This window comes from Aureibaculum flavum (assembly GCF_016406085.1).
GTDB lineage: Bacteria > Bacteroidota > Bacteroidia > Flavobacteriales > Flavobacteriaceae > Aureibaculum > Aureibaculum flavum.
The window spans coordinates 71939-92016 of the sequence record NZ_JAEHFJ010000004.1 but is presented as its reverse complement, the minus strand read 5'-3'; the positions used below and the strand labels follow the sequence as shown (position 1 = coordinate 92016).

Below are 20078 nucleotides of genomic sequence, written 5' to 3'. Positions count from 1 at the left end.
AAAACCTGTCAAAAAAGATGTTTTAACAGGTTTTAAGTACTTCTTTAGCGTTGACTATTTCTAATACCATCCCAATACATACAGGCTTCGAGATTGAATAGCTTTTTTACTATTTAGCCAATTTATTAAAATGATAGGTTATTCCAAAATTAATACCGAAGGAAGAATACGGTACTTTTTCTGCTAGTTTCTTAGAGGTATCTGTATTCGTATTGGAAAGATTATCAACATATGTTGTTTCTCTGTTATATCCATCAGGTAAGTTGTCTAAAGAATATAAACCACTTACAGCTATGGTTCCATCTGCCAAAACAACATCTGTGTTAAATTCTTGAATTTCAGAATCTTTACGTTTTAAACTAATTCCGTAATATTCTGCTTCCGCAAAAACACTCAAATTATTAGTTAATTGATATTTATAACCTAGAGCACCCACAAAACCCAAAGGGAATTGCCCATGAAAATCTTCAACATAATTGGTCTGAGAATAAGATCCAAATGGCACCCCAAAAGCATTAGCTTGTTCTTCCGAAAAAACAGATTTATTAGACACCACAGCTTCTGTTTTTCCAGCTACTTTTATTAAAGCACCAAAACGACCGTAAATATTATTGGTAAATCGATACACTACAGAAGCAGAACCACCAAAAGCACGTGCTCTACCAACAGCCTCAACCTCGTTACTCGGTAGACTCACTTTAGATACGGTTTGATCAGTACCTTGCAAATATCCTAAACCTACATCAATACCAAATGATTTATTAAAGAAATAAGTTCCTCTGATTTGAAAATTTACACCTTCACCATAACTTCCATAAGAACTTTCCGATTCAGATACATTAATGGTTTCACCAAGCTTCATGGTTGCACTACCAGTAGCATAGCCAGAACTAACAGAAACCTGTAATTGAGCATAAGACATTGTACTTATTAAAAGGGCCATAAACACTATACTTATATGTTTCATGATTATTTAATTTATATGATTATTTCTTTTTAAATGATTGAAATGAGTGGCTTATTTACCACAAATTCAAAGAGACTACAAAGGTACTTTTTTTATGATTTTTAAAACAGATTTACGAGCTCTATTTTTCGTTGTTTTATGTTAAAAAAAACGTTAAAATTTAAAAGTAATTCCTAGATACCGTTTAATATACAGCATACTAATTCGTTATCGAAATCCTACTTTTCACATTGTTTTAAAATGAAGTTCAAAACACCTGATAAACCTGCATATTCCATAATTATTATCACCTATGATAATTAAAAAAAATAAAGTTAAAAATGCAATTTAAATTTTATACCTGAACATAACTTTCCAAAATAAATGCATAGGAGGGTAGGAGTTTTATTTCATTAGCTGTTATAATTACAACAAACCGTAAATTATTACTTTGTTTTATTAATTACTCTATAAACAAAGCATCAACATCATATAATCTCAAATAATATGAATACAAGAAATCTTAAAAAACTCGCTTTACTATTAGTTATCGTTCTTTTTAACTATGAATTTATCAATGCTCAATCATTTGATCCTATTGACAAAGCACCGCATGACATTTCTTATTTAAGAACCAATAGAGTAACCAAGCCTATCATAAAAGTGATTTATGGCCGACCCTCAAAAAATAAACAAGAAGTATTTGGCAATCAAGTGCCTTATAATAAAATTTGGAGAACAGGTGCCAATGAAGCTACTGAAGTTAAGTTTTATAAAGATGTAGTTTTCGGTGGTGTAAATGTACCTTCTGGAACGTATGTTATGTATACCATACCAGGTGAAGATGAATGGGAAGTAATTTTGAGTAGTGATTTAGATGTATTAGGTTCATTTCAATACAATCCTACCTTTGATGTTGCAAGAATTTCAGTGCCTGTAGCGAAAGCGGAAATGCTAGAATCATTTTCAATAGCATTTAAAACAAAGAAAGAAAACACACAAATGGTGTTGGGATGGGATACTACTAGAATAAAAATACCATTAACCATAAATAATGAGGAAGCATTAGCTCATTTATAGTAGCTAAACAATATTTAATAAATTAATACGAAGAAACCATCTCAAAAAAGAGATGGTTTTTTTGTGCTCAATAAGGAACGCATTTCTATACAAATAGCCCCGCTAAGATCATCGAAAATAAATGAAAGTGATTATCTTTGTATACGTCTAATGCGTAAGGTTACTCATTACAATACGACTACTTTCAGCCCACAACATTACAACGGGAAACACTTTAATTATGAAAACAAAAAACACCAAATACTCCATCTTAGACCTCGCCTTAGTTTCTGAAGGTCAAACGCTTACACAGACATTCAATAACAGCTTAAAATTGGCTCAACATGCTGAAATCGCTGGTTACACGCGTTATTGGTTAGCAGAACATCACAATGCATCAACTATTGGCAGTAGTGCTACCTCTATTTTAATTGGTTATGTTGCCCAAGGAACCCAAACACTTCGCATCGGTTCGGGTGGTATTATGTTACCCAACCACTCGCCTTTAATTATAGCCGAGCAATTTGGAACCTTAGCGTCTTTATATCCCAATCGAATTGATTTAGGTTTGGGTAGAGCTCCTGGGACTGACCGAGAAACCGCAGAAGCCATTCGAACAGATTTTATGCAAGCTGCACAATCTTTCCCCAATGAATTGGAAAAAATTCAGAGATATTTTTCAACTGCCAATGCCACTTCTAAAGTACGTGCCACCGTTGCGGAAGGTGTTGATGTGCCTATCTATATTTTAGGGTCTAGTACAGACAGTGCTCATTTGGCTGCAAAAAAAGGATTGTCTTATGCTTTTGCTAGTCATTTTGCGACTACACATTTAGACGCTGCTCTAAAAATTTACCGTAATGAGTTTCAGCCTTCAGAAGTCTTACAAAAACCATATGTTATGGCGGGTGTTAATATTATCGTTGCCGATACTGACGAAAAAGCCAAACGCTTATCAACCTCATTAATACGACTGATTGTAGGTATATTTACTGGTAATCGTGACTATGTTAAACCTCCATCAGCAATGACGGATGATTTAAAGGAAATAATGAAACATCCACAAGTGCATCAAATGTTAAAGTATTCTTTTATTGGGAGTAAAGCCACTGTTAAAGCTCAGGTTAAAGCGTTTATGGAGCAAACCGAAGCAGATGAACTTATAGCGGTTACTAATATTTATGATGCTCATGATAGAATTAAATCGTACGAATTATTTGCAGAAATTATGAAGGAGTTAAACTTATAAATAACAAGAATGAAGTTAACACCCCTAAAGATAATAGTCTACTTTGCGAATTTTTATTTCTATAAAACCATATCAAATATAGGTTAACAATAAGCGAATAAAAATGCGTTGTAGGTATACCTAAAGTATGCACGTATATTTGATTCTTAAATAACAGGTACCGGAATTTGAAATTTTAGTACAATAACAAAAAAACTCCATAAATGTATAAATTGATTATTCTTACTTTAGTTAATCTATGTTTTATTTCCAATAGTTATGCCCAAAAAAGCAAGAAGACCGTTATTAAAGATCCTGTATATGGAAAAATTAAAATCATAAAAATTTACAATTTAGACGGGTCTCTTTGGCGGGAAATGAAAACGTACAAACACAATAAAAGAGAATATCAAGAAGATAAAGTCTACTATTATGGTACCAAAATGATTCAATCTATAGATCATAGAATTGATGGTAAAAAAGAAGGTCTCCAATATTGGTATTATAAAAACGGTGCTGTTTTGTCTGAAATAAATTGTGTAAATGGACGATGGTTTGGTCCATTTAAAAGGTATCATAAAAATAAGCAATTACGTGAAAATGGATATTATAATGAGAATGCTAAATTAGAAAAAGAATATATCAGGTATAATGAAAATGGTAAATGGATTGAAAAACTGGAGTATATAAATGGTAAAATAAGTACTGGCATTACTAGAGATTTTAACATCAAGGGCGATTTAATTGAAAAATGCACCTATAGTGCAGCTTATAAAGATTGCGAAGAAAGAAGTTATGCCAATGATGATACGCATGATTATGGTGCATATGAATATAGAACGACTATCATTAACTATAGAACAAATAGATCAGGCTTAAGGAAATATCGAAAACATGGAGCTTTTAAAGATTTTTTTGATGATGGTACATTGAAAAAGGAAGGCACTTATATAGAAGGTGAAATTGGTGGTATATGGACAACCTATGATAAAAAAGGAAGAAAACTATATAAATGTGATTATAGTAATGATACACTTGTAACGTGCATCAATAAAAGATACATGGAAAAACTGACCTATGAATCTATTTCAATAAATGGTAGTTTAGAAGGGCCTTTTACTTCCTATTACGAAAATGGGAATGTAAAAGAAAAAGGCATCTATAAAAACAATGTGTATCATGGAATTATAAGCAATTATAATGAGGATGGAAAAATAGAAACGGAAGTTGAATATTCAGATGGAAAAATGCTTCTAGCCCACATTTTTTTTACGAATGGTCAACTCCACAGAAAAGTAAGTTTTAAAAATGAAATGCCCTATAACGTCCTTGAATGCTACAATAAAAAAGGAAAAAGAATAAATAGTGGTAGCTTAAAAAACGGATCTGGAACCCTAATTTTATATGATTTAAAAACAGGTGCATATAGGGAGACTACCAAATTGTAATTAATAATTTTTCAAATTAATAAAGCGGGTATTTTACAATTCGAAATAGGAGGTAGAGCGTTTATCTAATCGCTTTTATTTTTTGAATTGATACTGTAAATAGTGTTACCTAAAAAGCACAACCTGTTGGCAAAGGAGCTTCATTAGCCAAATTTTGCAAAAAATCCTCATCCAGTGTAATTGCTTTAAATCCCGCATCAACAGAGCCTGTAAATGCGAGTACTCCGTAACCGGAAGTATTCATATGAGCCCTGATAATTACATTTTGAGTACTGGTTATGTTTATGGTTCCTCCAGATCTCACAAAAGGCTGCTCATTTACATGACTATGGTCTAAAATTCTGCGGTATAAAAGCGTACCATCTTCTGCAATAACTTCCCACCAATCAGCATATTGGTTACAACCAGTATCCGGACTAGAAATACCCACACTAAAACTAAAAGCACTCTCGGTACCTGACGAAACCACACTAACAATAGCTGCCAATTCATCATTTTCGTTATTTATGGGTTCCTCTTTAGAAGTACAAGCACATAAAAAAATAGATATACTAAAGAAGATAGAAAGAATCATTTTCATGTTATTATTTTCTCTAAAGATAAACAAAACAGAAGTACTTAAAGAATTTGGAAATTTTATAACAAATAGTATTTGCGAGGTTGGGTATACGGCTTTTCTATATCTGGCGTAACTATAAAAATGATGCTTCTAATAAAGAAGACACACCATCAGCGGAAGAATAAATAAAGAAACCCTTTGCAGCTATTGAATAATCTGCAAAAATAGAGGGGTAAATAATAAATCTTATCTTTATTTTCTAAAACCAACATCTAACCAAACTAACAACAATGAAAAATTATTTAAAAATTCTAGTACTGGCAGTGCTTTTTAGCAACTGTAAAAACGACAAAGAATCAAATACAAATCGTGTTGAAGTAGATCAAACCACCATTGCTACACATATTGAACGCTTGGCATCAGATGACTTTTTAGGAAGAAAACCATTTACCGAAGGCGAAGTAAAAACCGTAAACTATTTAAAAGATGAATTTGAAAAATTAGGCCTTTTACCAGGAAACGGCGATAGCTATTTTCAAGAGGTTCCTATGGTAGAGATAATAGGTAAACCTACTGAAAGTATGATTTTTACGAATGGTAATGAAAGTTTTGATTTAACCTATTTAAAAGATTTTGTAGCCACTACCAATAAGACCATTCCCGAAGTGAGCCTTCAAAACTCAGAATTGGTATTTGCGGGATACGGCATTGTTGCTCCTGAATATGGTTGGAATGATTATGAAGGTATTGACTGGAAAGGAAAAACGGCTGTGGTGTTAATTAACGATCCGGGATTTAAATCAGGAGATTCCACCTTATTTAAAGGAAATACCATGACGTATTATGGTCGTTGGACGTATAAATATGAAGAAGCAGCACGACAAGGTGCCGCTGGCGTAATTATTATTCATGAAACGGAACCTGCTTCATATGGTTGGAACGTAATTGAGTCGAGTTGGAGTGGTGCCAAACTGGTCATAGAAAGTGATGCTCCACTGGTAGATGTTGAAACATGGATTAGTGGCGAAAGTGCTCAAAAAATGTTTGATATATCTACCATGAAAGGGCAAGATTATAAAACCATTGCACACAACAAAGGTTTTCATCCGATTCCACTAGACGTAAACGTTTCAGTGGGGATTCAGAATAGCATCAAAAAAGACGTTTCTAAAAATGTCCTTGCCATGATACCGGGTACAGATCAAAAAGATGAATTTATTATCTATTCTGGACATTGGGACCATCTAGGCATAGGCAAAGCGGTAGATGGAGACTCTATTTACAATGGAGCGGTAGATAATGCTTCAGGAACTGCAGGATTATTAGCCATTGCAGAAGCGTTTAAGAAAAGTGGACCCACAAAACGTTCTATGGTTTTTATTGCATTAACTGGAGAAGAACAAGGCTTATTGGGTTCTGCTTATTATTCCGCACACCCCATATTCGTTCCAGAAAAAACGGTAGCCAATATAAACATGGATGCAATTGCTAGTCTAGGAAAAATGAAAGATTTAACCATTACTGGATTTGGTCAGTCCGAAATGGATGAATACGCAAAAACAGCAGCCAAAGAACAAAACAGGTACATCATCCCAGATCCAACGCCAGAAATGGGCGGTTTCTTCAGATCAGACCATTTTAATTTTGCTAAAATCGGTATTCCTGCCTTGTATGCCGCCGGTACTTATGAAGGATTTAATCATAGCATTGCAGAAGTGAAAGCGTTCAATGATAATTATGGAAAATTTAAATACCATCAAGTATCAGATAATTACGATGCCAACACCTTTGAATTGAGTGGTATTCAATTGGACTTACAGCTATTTTATAACGTAGGCTTAAAATTAGGAAATGAGACTCATTTCCCAAAATGGTATGCTGGTAGTGAGTTTAAAGCGGCAAGAAAATAAAAAATAGTAAATTTGAATACAATCAACCTAACCCTTTCGTTATGAGAACCCTAAACCATCAACGCACCTATTCCTTATTTCTTGGCCTACTCATGTGTAGCCTCGTCAGTTTTGGTCAAACGCAAAAACCATTAACTTTAGACGACTATGCCCAATGGAATAAAATTACCAATACCGCTATATCACCCAATGGGAACTGGGTAACTTTTAGTTATGTACCCAATGAAGGTGATGCCACCTTACACATTAAAAAAACAGAAGGCGATACCTTGCGAACCGCTATTAATGGAAAAAATATTACGTTTGCTCCGAATAGTAAATGGGTAGCCTACTTAGTAGATCCTGCAAAAAAAGAAGCCGATAAGCTTAAAAAGGCTAAAAAGCCTGTGCTTAGCGACTTGCAAATCCTAAATCTAGAAAACAACGAAGTTTCTGAGGTAAAGAATGTAAAAGGATATCATTTTTCAAAAACATCTGAATTTATCGCAATTCAAAAAAATCCGATGGATAAAAAGGCAGATCATAAAGGAAGTGATGTGTTGCTAAAAGATTTAAACAAAGACATTACACTGAATATTGGAAATGTAGCCAGCTACGCCTTTAGCAAAGAAGGTACCCTCTTTTCTTATGTGGTTGATGCTAATGAAGATGATGGAAACGGACTCTTCCTTATCGACCTAAATACCTTACGTACCTATCCATTGCATACCGGTAAATTTACCTATGCTCAAATGACATGGAATAAAAAAGGAGACCGATTGGCAGCCCTATTTGGGACAAAAATAGACACGCTAGTAGAACGTGAAAACAAGCTGTTTTATACTTCTAAGTTATCCTCAGGAATAACCACTACTATTACCCCAAATATCTATTCCCCAGAAGGAGATTCAAATTTCCCTAAACAACTGACTATTAGCAACTATGGCAACCTTACTTGGAATGAAGCTGGAACACAAATTACATTCGGTGTAAAAGCCCAAAAAGACGTTATTAAGAAGGACGATTTATTGAAGGCAGATGTAGATGTTTGGCACTATAAAGATGAACGCATCCAATCTCGACAAGCGGTACAAGCCAAGCGAGATGAAAAGGCAACATATACTGCGGTACTAAATTTAGAAAACAAGAAATTTATACCCTTAGAAAATGAAGAAATGCCCAATGTAAATGTCAGTAAAAAATCAGATTGGGCAGTGGGTAGCGTCGATACCTTATACCGTAAAGATGTGAATATTGTCAGAGGCTACACCGATTTATACAGCATCAATACCAAAACAGGAGCTAAAAAGTTAATCGCCAAAAGGGTGTTGCGAAATATGGGAATGTCTCCCAATGGCGAATGGGCATTATTTTCTAAAGACGGTGCCGTAATGGGCTATCATTTTGCTAAAGGGACATTATCTAATTTAACGGAACGCACAGGAATCAATTTTGCTAATGAAGATTACGACATACCCGTTGAAAAACCTACCTATGGCATCGCAGGATGGTCAAAAAATGGAGAAACCTTACTCTTAAATCACAAGTTTGATATATGGAGCATCTCATTGAATTCAGAAGCTGCATCAAACCTAACACAAGGGTTAGGCACTGAAGGCAAAATCCGCTTTCGATTACTGCAATTAGACCCTGAAGAAGAAACCTTTGATCTTTCTAAACCCTTATTGCTCTATGCATTTGGCGACCGCACTAAAAAATCAGGGTATTATGAACTTACGGTAGGTAAAAAACCAAAAGTATTGCGTTATGAAGACAAAATGACGGGACGCATAATCAAGGCAAAAGATACAGACAACATCATCTTTACCCAGCAAACCTTTGTTGATTTTCCAGATTATTGGACATCAAACTTAGCCTTTAAAAGACCTAAAAAAATTACGAATGCCAATCCGCAACAAGCCGATTTTAAATGGAGCAAAAGAGTATTGGTTGACTATACGGACGAACGCGGAAATGAACTACAAGCTACGTTGGCGTTACCGGCGGACTATGATGCGTCTAAAAAATATCCTATGATTGTGTATTTCTACGAGAAAATGTCTAACCGACATCATCAATATTCAATGCCAACCTATGACGACAGACCACACATGTCTACCTATGCGAGCAATGGCTATTTGGTTTTAATGCCAGATATCGTTTTTGATGAAGGTTTACCAGGTTCATCAGCCTTAGATGATGTTACCAGTGCCGCAAAAGAAGTGATTAAATTGGGCTATGCAGATCCAGACCATATTGGCTTGCAAGGACACAGCTGGGGCGGTTATGAATCTTCCTTTATTGTTACGCAAACCGATATGTTTGCAACCGTAGTAACTGGTGCTCCGTTAACTAATTTGGTGAGCATGTACAATATCGCTTACAAGCGATCAGGAAGTTTAAATGGTCCCATTTTAGAATGGTCTCAGGGTAGGATGGGCGTAAGTCCTTATGAAAACTTAGAACTCTATCAAAGTCAATCGCCAGTACATCATGCAAAAAACATCAACACACCATTTTTAATCTTACATGGTACAAGTGATGGTGCGGTAGATTGGAACCAAGGTTTAGAGTTTTATTCCGCAGCAAGAAGATTGGGTAAAGAGGTGATATTATTGTCGTATCCAAATGAACCACATCATTTGGCTAAAGAGGAGAATCAAAAGGATTTTCAAATCCGGATGAAGCAGTATTTCGACTATTATTTAAAAGATAGCGAAGCACCACTATGGATAAAAGAAGGTATCAAACATGCCGATAAAAAAAGGGTAGGCCCAGAAGTATTGAAAAAAGGGGAGTAGTAGTAGTAGTAGTAGTAGTAGTAGTGGTACCATTTCCCCTTCAAATCGTATTGAAATTCTAGTTTTCTTTTGCCAACAAGGCTTCTGCATTGGCAATGCTACCTAGCATCATATCTTTCATGATATGTACCTTTTTTTCTTCTTCAATCAATAAAGCTTCTTTTTTAGAATTAAGTGCTTTACCTTCTAACACCTCTTCTGAATCAAATTTATCGCCAAATCCTTTCATCCAATCCATCATATAATCATACGCATTTACAAGGCTATCTTTGGCTAATTTGTATTTTTCTCCGGTTGCAGTAGTATCAATCTTTGCCTCTAAAGCAGTGGTCAGTTTTCCAATTTCTCCCATTCTGGGCATTAATTCATCATGTACCGCCATTACACGATCCATACGGGTTTCTTCTTTTTCTTTAGGTTCATTTTTACAGGATTGCATAAACATAAACAGTGCGAATACAAGTAAGATTTTAGTTTTCATAATTATTACATTTTAATTGCTAATAACAAAGTTAAGTTTAATTCTAAATTATAGATTATTTATCTTGTATTTTATTAAAATCTTAAATTCTAAGATTTTAATATTGATGCTACTTTATTTGAAGCAATAATTTAGGCATATGCGTTAACTATAGTTCATTTTAACGTCTAAGTTGTCTTTGAACAACAAATAAAAACAAAAACATGATAAAACCGAGAGATAAAGCACCCGAATTAACAATTAAATTAGTAAATGATACCACGTGGAAATTGAGTGAGCAATCACCTGAAAACTTTACTATGGTATTGTTTTATAGAGGTAAACATTGCCCTGTTTGCAAATCGCAGTTAGAAGAATTACAGAAAAAATTAGATAAGTTTACCCAACGTGGTGTCTCTGTGATAGCCATTAGTTCAGATACCGAAGACGTTGCCAAAGCCACCTATAAAGACTGGGATATTTCAGATATTCCGTTAGGTTATGGGTTGCCTATTGAAGAAGCTAGAGAATGGGGCTTATTTATATCAGAAGGTATCAAAGAAGAACCTAAACATTTTACCGAACCAGGGTTGTTCTTAATCACACCTGAACAAACCGTATATTGGGAATCTTTACAATCTATGCCATTTGGTAGACCTAGTTTTAACGATGTGCTAGGTGGTATCGACTATATCTTAAAAGCAGATTATCCCGCTAGAGGAGAAGCATAGTTTTCTTGACTTTAATAATTAACATGTACCCCAAATTATTGAGGTAATTAGTACCTTTGATATAGGTTTGATTCCTATGTTTTTTTTAAAAAGTGTATCAGGTCAAATTTAGGTAGCTTCAACCGTTAAATAAAGTAAAAAATTAACTATGAAATCAATAGTATCACTTGCAGTACTCATTTTCTTCCAATGTACCTACAGTCAGGTTGAAGAACCTTTAATTCCCTTCAAAAATAAGGGTTCTTGGGGTTTTTCAGATGTGAACAGAAAAATTATAATTGAAGCTCAGTACGATACCGTTCACTTTTTCGATAGAAACAACCTTTCCAAAGTGTTCAAAAACAAAGTATTCGGATTCATAAATAAAAATGGGAAAAATATAGTTCCCATAGCATTAAGTAATGCGATGCTCATTGCAGATTCCCTGTATATCGTAGAAAAGGATACCAAATACGGAATAATAGATAAGAATGGAAATAATCTACTCGATACAGATTTTCAGCAAATAGAATACATCAATACTGGTTTTTTTCTAGTTAAAAAAAAGGACCTCTATGGCGTATACAATGTGGCTAATTCGATACAAAATCCATTCCTTGAAATATCTTACGAAAAAATTGAATATCAAGATTATCAACGTCGTTTTATATGTCAAAAAAATAGTGATATTTATATCTATGACCGTAGCGGCGAACTTTTAGAAAAAAGAAAAATGGATGATGAAAATAACGAATTTGATATTGATTTTCCTTTTTCTGTGGCTAGAAAAAATGACTACCCCAAGTTCGAAACCATTCATAAAAAAAAATTAAAAGGGTTGATTATTACAGCGAAAAGAACGAGAGGATCGCGTTATGTAGGAATTGTTACCGATACTATTGAGGCAAAATACGACTCTATAAATCCTAAACAATGGGAGATAGATTGCTTTGTCGTTAAACGCAAAAATAAATGGGGTGCTATCAACCTAAAAGGCGAAACACTACTAGAAAATAAATATTCAGACATTGATGTAGCATCCATTTACTTACGAACGCTAAAGGTACAACCGTACCGACATTTGTATATCGTAAAAAAAGATAACAAGTGGGGATTAGTGATGAGTAAAAGTACTGGCAATTATGTAAAGTTGAAAAATAATGTAGTCATTCCTTTTGAATACGATGCCATATATAAAAATGCTGAGCAACCTTTTTATATAGTAAAGGCAAATAATAATTATGGTGTTTTCTTAAATAGCGGTTATCAAATTAAAAAAATCACAGAGACCAAATATTCTAAAATTGATCTTATTCAGGAAACTGTAGACCGTTTTAAACTGGTTAAGGTTGTCGATACTAATGGAGAAGTATTTTTTGTAGGTGAAAATGGTGCGGAATTCTTTCAAAATTAAATTCCATGTTACGTTAGATCTATTTTAAAAATTATTTTCTTTTGGTTTTATCTATTACAGTACTTTTAATACACGTTTTCGATGGTATTCTAAATTGATCTTAATTACAAACGCATTTCATATATTGTTTAACTTATATTACTATTTGTTAAACATTTTGTATATTTGTAGTTAAATGTATGATCATACACATTGAAATACAATGAAAAAAGATAAAAAACCCGATAACGTAGTTTTTAATACTGACACTCAAAAATATGATGCGTCCTTAAAACCCTATGCCACTAATGTGGGTGCACCCGTGATTACCACCACGGATACTGTTACTTGGAAAAACAGGAGCATTAACAAAATAAACCACAAAGTAGCTGCAAAATTTTTAGAGTTGAAAGCGGAATATGATAAAATGCTGGAAGAGTTTGAGTACAACAGGCTTATTTTTCAGGCAACATTCAATTTTGAGCCCATCAATGGTGAAATATACCATTTATACAAAAGAGAAAACGGAGAATCATTTCTCTCTATTATTGCTCCAACAGAATGTAACTTTGATTGGCAGGGTAGTTTTTATCTGAATGCAGACCAAATTTGGGAAAAACTAGAGTATTAATATGGTAGATATAACACAATTTACAGAACGGAAGCTAGACCGTATCATTGAAATGGCATGGGAAGATCGCACCCCTTTTGAAGCCATTTTGTTTCAATTTGGCTTACCAGAAAAAGAGGTTATCAAAGTAATGCGTAGCACACTTAAAGCCTCTAGTTTTAAACGCTGGCGTAAACGTGTAAATAGTGGTGTGAGCCAAAAACATTTAAAAAAACGGAGTTCAGAAATTACACGTTTTAAATGTACCCGCCAAAGAGCCATATCTGGCAACAAAATAAGTAAACGTTAAATGGAACCAGTAGCACATCAAGATATTGTATTCCCAACAACATATGCAGACATTTTGCAGCGTGTTCGTACTATCGATCCTGTTGCGTATGGTGCAACGCGTAACTATACCAATGGTTCGGTTAGCTATTTATCGCCTTATATTTCTAGAGGAATCATTTCTACAAAAAAGATACTTTCGGAAACCCTAAATCGTGGTTATGAACCGAATCAAATTGAAAAATTTATTCAAGAATTGGCGTGGCGAGAGTATTGGCAGCACGTTTGGATAGCCAAAAAAGAGGGAATCAATCAAGATTTAAAACACCAACAAAATCCCGTTGCGAATACGTCTATGGCTGCGGCCATTATAAATGCCCAAACAGGAATTGAAGCTGTTGACCAAGGTATTCGAAATTTTTATAAAACGGGGTATATCCACAACCATGTAAGAATGTATATTGCTGCTATAGCCTGTAATATCGGACAAAGTCATTGGAAAGAACCCGCCCAATGGATGTATTACCATTTATTAGATGCAGATTGGGCAAGCAATGCGTTAAGTTGGCAGTGGGTTGCAGGTGCCAATAGCAATAAAAAGTATTATGCCAATCAAGACAACATTAACAAATACTGTTTTACTGAACAAAAAGGTACTTTTTTAGATGTGCCCTATGAAGCGTTTGCCAGTATGCAAATTCCTGAAATTTTAGAAAATACGCCAACTTTAGAACTAAAAACACCATTACCAGAACCAAAAGCCATTACCATTAACGAAGCATTGCCAACGTGTATTTATAATTTTTACAATATCGATCCACTATGGAAAACCGAGCATTCCGTAAATAGAATTCTACTCTTAGAGCCCTCACATTTTAAGGACTATCCGGTAGCTCAAAAGACCATTGAATTTATCATTACTATCGCAAAAGAAAACATAACAAACATTCAAATCTATATAGGTGAGTTTAATGACCTCATAACAAATCATCCATCAGGAGAAATCTATTACAAAGAACATCCACTAAACGCACATTATAGCGGTATTGAAGAAGCTAGAGATTGGATGTTTGACGTACAAGGCTATTATCCGTCCTTCTTTGCCTTTTGGAAAAAATGTAAAAAACAGCTTCCTTTTGAAAATAAAAAATAAAAAATACGATGCGAGCCCATGAAGAAACAATACTTGCCTGAAAAAATATGTTTGGTATGTAAACGGCCATTTACATGGCGTAAAAAATGGGAAAAGAATTGGACAGAAGTTAAGTATTGTAGTAAACGTTGTAGATCAAATAAATGAAACAAATACATATAATATTTCCACATCAATTAGTTGAAAAGTCGCCACTGTTGGAGACCGATGCTCCTATATATTTAGTAGAAGAATACTTGTTCTTTAAGCAATATCCTTTCCATAAGCAGAAAATAGCCTTTCATAGAGCCTCAATGAAACGCTATGCCGATTTTCTTCAGAAAGACCACAACAGGGAAGTAATTTATATAGAAGCTACAGAAGCCATTTCAGATATTAGCGTGTTAATTCCCGAATTAAAACGGAAGGGTATAACCCATATCAACTATATAGACCCGACAGATAATTGGCTTCAAAAAAGATTAGATAAAGGCTTACGTGAAAGCGGCATCACCGCGACACAATATAAATCGCTTTTATTTTTAAATTCCAAAGAAGAACTAGCTGCTTTTTTTAAAAAGGGGAAGAAGAAATACCATCAAAGCACATTTTACACAGAACAACGTAAAAACAGAAAGATTTTGATAGATGCTGATGGGAGTCCCGTCGGTGGTAAATGGACCTTTGACAGTGAAAACAGAAAGAAATATCCCGCTAAAAAAACTCCTCCAGCTATTCAATTCCCTGATGTTGATGCCTATTACAAAGAAGCAACAACGTATGTTTCAACCCATTTTTCCAATCATTTAGGCAGTCTTACGGAGCATTCGCTCTATCCAACAAGCTTTGAAACGACAAAAGTGTGGCTGCATCAATTTTTTGAGCAGCGTTTTATGGAATTTGGAGCTTATGAAGATGCCATTGTTGCTGAAAATTCCATACTCAACCATAGCGTATTAACACCGATGCTAAATGTGGGATTAATAACCCCTCAAGAAATTATTGAGGCCTGTTTGGTTTATGCAGCAGAAAACGACATCCCCATTAATTCTACCGAAGGTTTTGTGCGTCAAATTATAGGATGGCGAGAATTTATAAGAGGGGTTTACGAAGCTAGAGGAAGTGAAGAACGCACCACTAATTTCTGGAAATTTAAAAAGAAAATTCCTGCTTCATTTTATAACGGAACTACGGGTATAGTGCCTATTGACCGTACTATCAAGAAAGTATTGAAAACAGGGTATTGCCATCATATAGAACGCTTAATGGTGTTGGGTAATTTTATGATGCTCTGCGAATTTGATCCTGATGAAGTGTACAAATGGTTTATGGAACTGTTTATTGATGCTTATGATTGGGTTATGGTTCCTAACATTTACGGAATGAGTCAATTTGCCGATGGCGGCTTAATGGCTACCAAACCGTATATAAGTGGCAGTAACTATATTATGAAAATGAGCAACTATAAAAAAGGGGAGTGGCAATCGACCTGGGACGGTCTTTTTTGGCGATTTATGCATACACATCGCGACTTCTTTTTATCAAACCCAAGATTAGGAATGTTGGTGCGTATGTTTGATAAAATGCCAGAGGAGAAACAACAACTGCATGTAGCGAATGGAGAAACCTATTTGCAAACGCTAAAACTATAATAGCTAACCATAGCGTAAAATAAAAAATGATACCATAAATGTTGCTTATAGCCATCATATTATCGAGTAGTGCTTTCTTTTTCTACGGCATTAATTGTTTATATTCTCCGAAAATAGCGGCTGAATTTATTCGATTTGGCATGAACAAGACCATAAGACTCCTCACAGGATACCTGCAATTAATTGGTGCTATTGGTTTGGTGGTGGGTTACTTCTGTTTGCCTGATTTGGTTTTTATTGCTTCCGCAGGATTGACACTTCTAATGCTTTTGGGGTTTGCTGTACGAATAAAAATAAAGGATAGTATTTTAGAATCGTCACCATCCTTAATATTTGCAGCACTTAACTTATACATCTGTGTAGCATATTACAGTAAACTTACTTTACTGTAACCATCAAACAAACGCAATAAACAAGCACATTACCAAAAATAATGCCGCCGGAAAAGATTTAAGCAAAGGGTCCTTTATTTTAATGTGCATAAGTATAGAACCAGATAGAAGAGCTGCCAAGCCTAACGCTGCGGGTTGCGTGAACATAGGATACCATATACCAGCGATTAGCAAAATGGCAAGGGTTACTTTTATAAAACCTATAGTATAACAAAGAGTAGCAGACAATCCATAGGCCTCAAATTCTTCTATAATGGTGGTAGCATTTCCACCACGCCATTTCGTTGGTTTCTTGGCTTGTAAAAGCCAAACGTTTAAAATACTGATCCCTACAATAACCTGAAATGCAATAATTAAATAATTCATATACTATATTTGAAGTGTTTGTTTAATAAAAACTTTGTATTAAAAAAATCATAAATAAAGTTTCTGTTACAAAAATACAAATTTTGTTTATTATATTTGTAAAAAAGTTAAACAAAATAAAACTAATGCTTATTAAAGTATTAAAATAAGAAACAAAAAGTATACAAATGTTATTTAACACAAGTCATAAAAACAAAGCCTACACCACAAAGAGCATAGAAGTTCTGGGCAACGCTTTTTCTCTATTGGAAAAGATAAAGCGAGGCGGCGTTGGTTCCAGCAGATTGATCATTAAAGAATTGAGCACAAAACTACAGCCCATAAATGCACAAACCATAGATGATAACTTTGCCAATATCGAATTAAGACCTAAAGGCATTATCATACATTTTACAAATCGGCTAGACCGCTATTCTTGGATTATTCCTTATTACCGTTTGGTGGTGTATCGCACAAAAACATTCACCATTCATGCCAATGGGCATTTTATAAAATTTAATAAAGACAAGAACTATCTGGCCAATAAAAAGTTTATCAATAAGATGATGGATTCAAAAATTGAATTTTTGGACTTGGACTATTATGATGGATAATATTAATTAGAAACAATTATGAAAAATATACTATTAATTACCTTATTTCTAACGACCATGCAAACAACAACCATTTTTGACTTTAGTAAAAAAAGCGACACCAGCAATTGGAAAATTGTAGATGATGTAGTGATGGGCGGTCGGTCCTCAGGATCATTTCAGGTAAATGAAGCAGGACATGGCGTTTTTAAAGGTCGTGTTTCCTTAGAAAATAATGGAGGATTTTCCTCTTTGCGGTATCAATTTGACAACATAAGTACAAAAACGCATTCCAAAATTATATTAAAAGTAAAAGGGGATGGAAAAACCTATCAATTCAGAGTAAAAAGTAAGGCTTCTGAATATTACTCGTATATCACAACGTTTACAACCACAACAGATTGGGAAACCATCGAAATCACTTTGTCGGAACTATATCCCGCATTTAGAGGTCGTAAGCTCCAAGCTTCAAATTATGATAAAGAAAGTATAGAAGAAATAGCCTTTTTAATTGGAAATAAAAAAGCAGAAGCATTTACACTAGAAATTGATTCCATTATTTTAAAGTAAAATATGTTCGTAAATTTGTAAACGATACCTAATAAAAAAAATGAAATTTGTTAGTAAAACAAGAATTACCACAACAAAACTTTGAGGATTCAGATCAATTTATTTTCTGTTTAGAAGGGGTTGCAGATATAGAAACCACCAAGGCTACCGAAGTGCTATTGCATCTAGAACAATTGGCATTGCAGCATGGCGTAAATAGTATTTATAAAACCTGTGATACTATTGAAGGTCTCGAAGAAAGTTTAAATGCCTTGGTATACGATGACCATAATTTCAAAAATTATGAAATTATTTACTTTGTGCTAAAAGGCGAAGAAAATAATATTTGTTTAAATGACTATTTCTATAGTTTACAAGAGATCGCAGAAATTTTTGAAGGAAAGTTAGCCGGTAAAATTTTACATTTTTCAAATGCAAAAGTGTTGGATTTAGACGATGAAGAGGCTCAATATTTCTTGGCGGTTACCGGAGCACGGGCAATTTCTGGTTATGGCGTTGACCTTAACACCATACCAAGTTTATTGTTAGACAAAGCCTTCTTTACTCTATTTAATGAAGAAGATGATATGTTTGAAGTGGTAGAAGAATTACATCAAAAGCATTATAATCTCTGTAAAATGCTCGATTTTAGATTGTATTATTAAGTGTAATTTTGGTTGTAAAAAGGACCTACCGTTTTTATCAACATTTTTTTCTCAAAAGTATCAATTACTAATATGCATATATGCTTTTCTGAACTTCAACTTATAATAGTATTGAAGCATTAAAAAGAAACTTCCTATAATTTTTATTAGTAAATTTGATTAAAATTCGTAAAAAATGAGTCCCTTTTATAAAAAAATTATTAATTTATTTATTATAGTTTGTTTTCCATTCTGTTTAAATGCCCAATCTGTATTGTATGTCTATGGAGATGTTTCAGCAGATGGAAAAATTCCTTCAGGAGAACAGGAACCTTTTCATCAAATGAGATTGAATGATACCGATATTCTAGGTATGAGTCAATTTTTAGAAGCATTAGAAGAAGTTAATTTAGATGTAAAGGAAATTTATGATCAGGAATTAATATTGAATTCAAAAACTTTAAAAACAGTTGATGTTTTAATTTTAGCCTCTAATCAACGTATATTTTCTAAAGAAGAAGCTAAGGCAGTAAGTGTATGGGTTAAGAAAGGTGGTGGTTTAGTTGCTTGGTCTGACAGCGGTTTTGGCGGAGAATATAAACTTGTTGGACTTGATAACCCAACTGGTAGAAATTCAGATAATAGTATAACCGAACAATTTGGTATGCATTTTTTAACGGATAATGGTGCAGGTAATTATTTGGTTCAGAATTATACTGAAGATCATTTTTTGAATAATTTCAATAAAAATGGAGGAATTCGTTTTAGAGGTGAAGGAGTTAGTTTTATTCGAATCTCTAAACCTGCTAAAATGTTAGCTAAAGCTCAGGATGGTGGTTTAGGAGGAAGACTTGAAGTAAATAAAGTTGATGGAGTGTTTAATGCTAAAACGGATGCTACGCTAGCAATTTAAAAAATAGGTAAGGGAAGAGTTATTGGTCTATTTGATCGTAATTTATTTTGGAATGCAGGTGCAGGAACTAGATTAAGTCATTCAGATAATAGAGAGTTTACACAAAGATTAATGTTGTTTGCTGCTGGAATTACAGATTCAAAACGTATTCCTGTTAAAACTTCAAAAAAACCAAAAGAAATAAATACGCCTCCAATTATAGAAATTTCTCAAAAATTATCTAAAGATGGAAAATCACTAAGTATAATAACTGTAATTACGGATAATGATTCTGATGGAATTGATGCTGAAATTAGCTGGAAGCAGGTACAAGGACATTCTGATGCCATTTTTGAAAATAATAATCCAAATACATTAACACCAACATTAGAATTACCTAAAAAAGGAATGTATCGTTTTGAAGCTTCTATTACAGATGGAGAATTTGATTTTAGACGTAGCATAGAAGTTATAAGAAAATAGATTTC

Annotated in this window: 22 protein-coding genes; 18 read left to right on the top strand and 4 right to left on the bottom strand. The window is 34.0% G+C overall.

Annotated elements, in window-relative coordinates; translation table 11 throughout:
- Positions 1-109 precede the first annotated feature (109 nt).
- Positions 110-967, bottom strand: coding sequence for an outer membrane beta-barrel protein (locus JBL43_RS09215; RefSeq protein ID WP_198841165.1), 858 nt, complete (start codon positions 965-967; stop codon positions 110-112).
- Between the two features lie 486 nt (positions 968-1453).
- On the opposite strand from JBL43_RS09215, the gene JBL43_RS09210 reads away from it, so the two are divergent.
- The 3 genes from JBL43_RS09210 (at position 1454) to JBL43_RS09200 (ending at position 4681) form a co-directional block, all read left to right on the top strand.
- Positions 1454-2026, top strand: coding sequence for a DUF2911 domain-containing protein (locus JBL43_RS09210; protein ID WP_198841164.1), 573 nt, complete (start codon positions 1454-1456; stop codon positions 2024-2026).
- A gap of 220 nt (positions 2027-2246) precedes the next feature.
- Positions 2247-3254, top strand: a complete 1008-nt coding sequence (locus tag JBL43_RS09205) for an LLM class flavin-dependent oxidoreductase (RefSeq protein WP_198841163.1) — start codon at positions 2247-2249, stop codon at positions 3252-3254.
- A gap of 203 nt (positions 3255-3457) precedes the next feature.
- On the top strand, positions 3458-4681 hold the full coding sequence (locus JBL43_RS09200; RefSeq protein ID WP_198841162.1) for a toxin-antitoxin system YwqK family antitoxin: 1224 nt from the start codon (positions 3458-3460) through the stop codon (positions 4679-4681).
- A gap of 109 nt (positions 4682-4790) precedes the next feature.
- Here the strand turns inward: JBL43_RS09200 and JBL43_RS09195 are convergent, their stop codons facing one another.
- Positions 4791-5261, bottom strand: coding sequence for a hypothetical protein (locus JBL43_RS09195; protein WP_198841161.1), 471 nt, complete (start codon positions 5259-5261; stop codon positions 4791-4793).
- Between the two features lie 269 nt (positions 5262-5530).
- Here JBL43_RS09195 and JBL43_RS09190 point away from each other — a divergent pair, with 269 nt between their 5' ends.
- A complete protein-coding gene (locus JBL43_RS09190; protein ID WP_198841160.1) occupies positions 5531-7150 on the top strand; it encodes a M28 family metallopeptidase in 1620 nt (539 codons plus the stop codon).
- Positions 7151-7191: 41 nt separating this feature from the next.
- Positions 7192-9930, top strand: a complete 2739-nt coding sequence (locus JBL43_RS09185; RefSeq protein WP_198841159.1) for a S9 family peptidase — start codon at positions 7192-7194, stop codon at positions 9928-9930.
- A gap of 58 nt (positions 9931-9988) precedes the next feature.
- Here the strand turns inward: JBL43_RS09185 and JBL43_RS09180 are convergent, their stop codons facing one another.
- A complete protein-coding gene (locus tag JBL43_RS09180; RefSeq protein ID WP_117881067.1) occupies positions 9989-10411 on the bottom strand; it encodes a hypothetical protein in 423 nt (140 codons plus the stop codon).
- 203 nt (positions 10412-10614) lie between these two features.
- Here JBL43_RS09180 and JBL43_RS09175 point away from each other — a divergent pair, with 203 nt between their 5' ends.
- The 8 genes from JBL43_RS09175 (at position 10615) to JBL43_RS09140 (ending at position 16567) form a co-directional block, all read left to right on the top strand.
- Positions 10615-11121, top strand: a complete 507-nt coding sequence (locus JBL43_RS09175) for a peroxiredoxin-like family protein (RefSeq protein WP_198841158.1) — start codon at positions 10615-10617, stop codon at positions 11119-11121.
- A gap of 148 nt (positions 11122-11269) precedes the next feature.
- Complete coding sequence (locus JBL43_RS09170; protein ID WP_198841157.1) at positions 11270-12514, top strand: WG repeat-containing protein; 1245 nt, start codon at positions 11270-11272, stop codon at positions 12512-12514.
- 202 nt (positions 12515-12716) lie between these two features.
- Positions 12717-13124 (top strand): DUF2452 domain-containing protein, encoded by a 408-nt coding sequence (locus tag JBL43_RS09165; protein ID WP_198841156.1) that lies wholly within the window; start codon positions 12717-12719, stop codon positions 13122-13124.
- 1 nt (position 13125) lies between these two features.
- On the top strand, positions 13126-13413 hold the full coding sequence (locus JBL43_RS09160; protein WP_198841155.1) for a TIGR03643 family protein: 288 nt from the start codon (positions 13126-13128) through the stop codon (positions 13411-13413).
- Positions 13414-14544, top strand: coding sequence for an FAD-binding domain-containing protein (locus tag JBL43_RS09155; protein ID WP_198841154.1), 1131 nt, complete (start codon positions 13414-13416; stop codon positions 14542-14544).
- 18 nt (positions 14545-14562) lie between these two features.
- On the top strand, positions 14563-14691 hold the full coding sequence (locus JBL43_RS09150; protein WP_198841153.1) for a DUF2256 domain-containing protein: 129 nt from the start codon (positions 14563-14565) through the stop codon (positions 14689-14691).
- Positions 14688-16175 (top strand): cryptochrome/photolyase family protein, encoded by a 1488-nt coding sequence (locus tag JBL43_RS09145; RefSeq protein WP_198841152.1) that lies wholly within the window; start codon positions 14688-14690, stop codon positions 16173-16175. The genes JBL43_RS09150 and JBL43_RS09145 overlap by 4 nt, the downstream gene beginning before the upstream one ends.
- Positions 16176-16213: 38 nt before the next feature.
- Positions 16214-16567, top strand: coding sequence for a DoxX family protein (locus tag JBL43_RS09140; RefSeq protein ID WP_198841151.1), 354 nt, complete (start codon positions 16214-16216; stop codon positions 16565-16567).
- A gap of 3 nt (positions 16568-16570) precedes the next feature.
- Here JBL43_RS09140 and JBL43_RS09135 read toward each other — a convergent pair whose 3' ends face one another.
- Positions 16571-16933 carry a DoxX family protein gene (locus tag JBL43_RS09135; RefSeq protein ID WP_198841150.1) on the bottom strand — a complete coding sequence of 121 codons (363 nt, stop codon included), beginning with the start codon at positions 16931-16933 and terminating at the stop codon, positions 16571-16573.
- Between the two features lie 167 nt (positions 16934-17100).
- Here JBL43_RS09135 and JBL43_RS09130 point away from each other — a divergent pair, with 167 nt between their 5' ends.
- From JBL43_RS09130 to JBL43_RS09110, 5 genes are all read left to right on the top strand, one after another.
- Entirely contained in the window at positions 17101-17526 is a 426-nt protein-coding gene (locus JBL43_RS09130; protein ID WP_198841149.1) for a hypothetical protein, read from the top strand.
- An 18-nt stretch (positions 17527-17544) separates the two neighbouring features.
- A complete protein-coding gene (locus tag JBL43_RS09125) occupies positions 17545-18075 on the top strand; it encodes a CIA30 family protein (RefSeq protein WP_233098743.1) in 531 nt (176 codons plus the stop codon).
- Between the two features lie 47 nt (positions 18076-18122).
- A complete protein-coding gene (locus tag JBL43_RS09120) occupies positions 18123-18719 on the top strand; it encodes a DUF6642 family protein (protein WP_198841148.1) in 597 nt (198 codons plus the stop codon).
- Positions 18720-18894: 175 nt separating this feature from the next.
- The gene (locus JBL43_RS09115) at positions 18895-19611 is read left to right on the top strand and encodes a hypothetical protein (RefSeq protein ID WP_198841147.1); all 717 of its coding nucleotides are present in this window, start codon (positions 18895-18897) and stop codon (positions 19609-19611) included.
- A gap of 111 nt (positions 19612-19722) precedes the next feature.
- Complete coding sequence (locus tag JBL43_RS09110; RefSeq protein ID WP_198841146.1) at positions 19723-20073, top strand: hypothetical protein; 351 nt, start codon at positions 19723-19725, stop codon at positions 20071-20073.
- Positions 20074-20078: the final 5 nt, after the last annotated feature.

What these genes read in the sequence shown, in the direction of transcription:
- JBL43_RS09215 (WP_198841165.1), bottom strand. Translation starts at nt 967, where the DNA reads ATGAAACATATAAGTATAGTGTTTATGGCCCTTTTAATAAGTACAATG.
- JBL43_RS09210 (WP_198841164.1), top strand. Translation starts at nt 1,454, where the DNA reads ATGAATACAAGAAATCTTAAAAAACTCGCTTTACTATTAGTTATCGTT.
- JBL43_RS09205 (WP_198841163.1), top strand. Translation starts at nt 2,247, where the DNA reads ATGAAAACAAAAAACACCAAATACTCCATCTTAGACCTCGCCTTAGTT.
- JBL43_RS09200 (WP_198841162.1), top strand. Translation starts at nt 3,458, where the DNA reads ATGTATAAATTGATTATTCTTACTTTAGTTAATCTATGTTTTATTTCC.
- JBL43_RS09195 (WP_198841161.1), bottom strand. Translation starts at nt 5,261, where the DNA reads ATGAAAATGATTCTTTCTATCTTCTTTAGTATATCTATTTTTTTATGT.
- JBL43_RS09190 (WP_198841160.1), top strand. Translation starts at nt 5,531, where the DNA reads ATGAAAAATTATTTAAAAATTCTAGTACTGGCAGTGCTTTTTAGCAAC.
- JBL43_RS09185 (WP_198841159.1), top strand. Translation starts at nt 7,192, where the DNA reads ATGAGAACCCTAAACCATCAACGCACCTATTCCTTATTTCTTGGCCTA.
- JBL43_RS09180 (WP_117881067.1), bottom strand. Translation starts at nt 10,411, where the DNA reads ATGAAAACTAAAATCTTACTTGTATTCGCACTGTTTATGTTTATGCAA.
- JBL43_RS09175 (WP_198841158.1), top strand. Translation starts at nt 10,615, where the DNA reads ATGATAAAACCGAGAGATAAAGCACCCGAATTAACAATTAAATTAGTA.
- JBL43_RS09170 (WP_198841157.1), top strand. Translation starts at nt 11,270, where the DNA reads ATGAAATCAATAGTATCACTTGCAGTACTCATTTTCTTCCAATGTACC.
- JBL43_RS09165 (WP_198841156.1), top strand. Translation starts at nt 12,717, where the DNA reads ATGAAAAAAGATAAAAAACCCGATAACGTAGTTTTTAATACTGACACT.
- JBL43_RS09160 (WP_198841155.1), top strand. Translation starts at nt 13,126, where the DNA reads ATGGTAGATATAACACAATTTACAGAACGGAAGCTAGACCGTATCATT.
- JBL43_RS09155 (WP_198841154.1), top strand. Translation starts at nt 13,414, where the DNA reads ATGGAACCAGTAGCACATCAAGATATTGTATTCCCAACAACATATGCA.
- JBL43_RS09150 (WP_198841153.1), top strand. Translation starts at nt 14,563, where the DNA reads ATGAAGAAACAATACTTGCCTGAAAAAATATGTTTGGTATGTAAACGG.
- JBL43_RS09145 (WP_198841152.1), top strand. Translation starts at nt 14,688, where the DNA reads ATGAAACAAATACATATAATATTTCCACATCAATTAGTTGAAAAGTCG.
- JBL43_RS09140 (WP_198841151.1), top strand. Translation starts at nt 16,214, where the DNA reads ATGTTGCTTATAGCCATCATATTATCGAGTAGTGCTTTCTTTTTCTAC.
- JBL43_RS09135 (WP_198841150.1), bottom strand. Translation starts at nt 16,933, where the DNA reads ATGAATTATTTAATTATTGCATTTCAGGTTATTGTAGGGATCAGTATT.
- JBL43_RS09130 (WP_198841149.1), top strand. Translation starts at nt 17,101, where the DNA reads ATGTTATTTAACACAAGTCATAAAAACAAAGCCTACACCACAAAGAGC.
- JBL43_RS09125 (WP_233098743.1), top strand. Translation starts at nt 17,545, where the DNA reads ATGAAAAATATACTATTAATTACCTTATTTCTAACGACCATGCAAACA.
- JBL43_RS09115 (WP_198841147.1), top strand. Translation starts at nt 18,895, where the DNA reads ATGAGTCCCTTTTATAAAAAAATTATTAATTTATTTATTATAGTTTGT.
- JBL43_RS09110 (WP_198841146.1), top strand. Translation starts at nt 19,723, where the DNA reads ATGTTGTTTGCTGCTGGAATTACAGATTCAAAACGTATTCCTGTTAAA.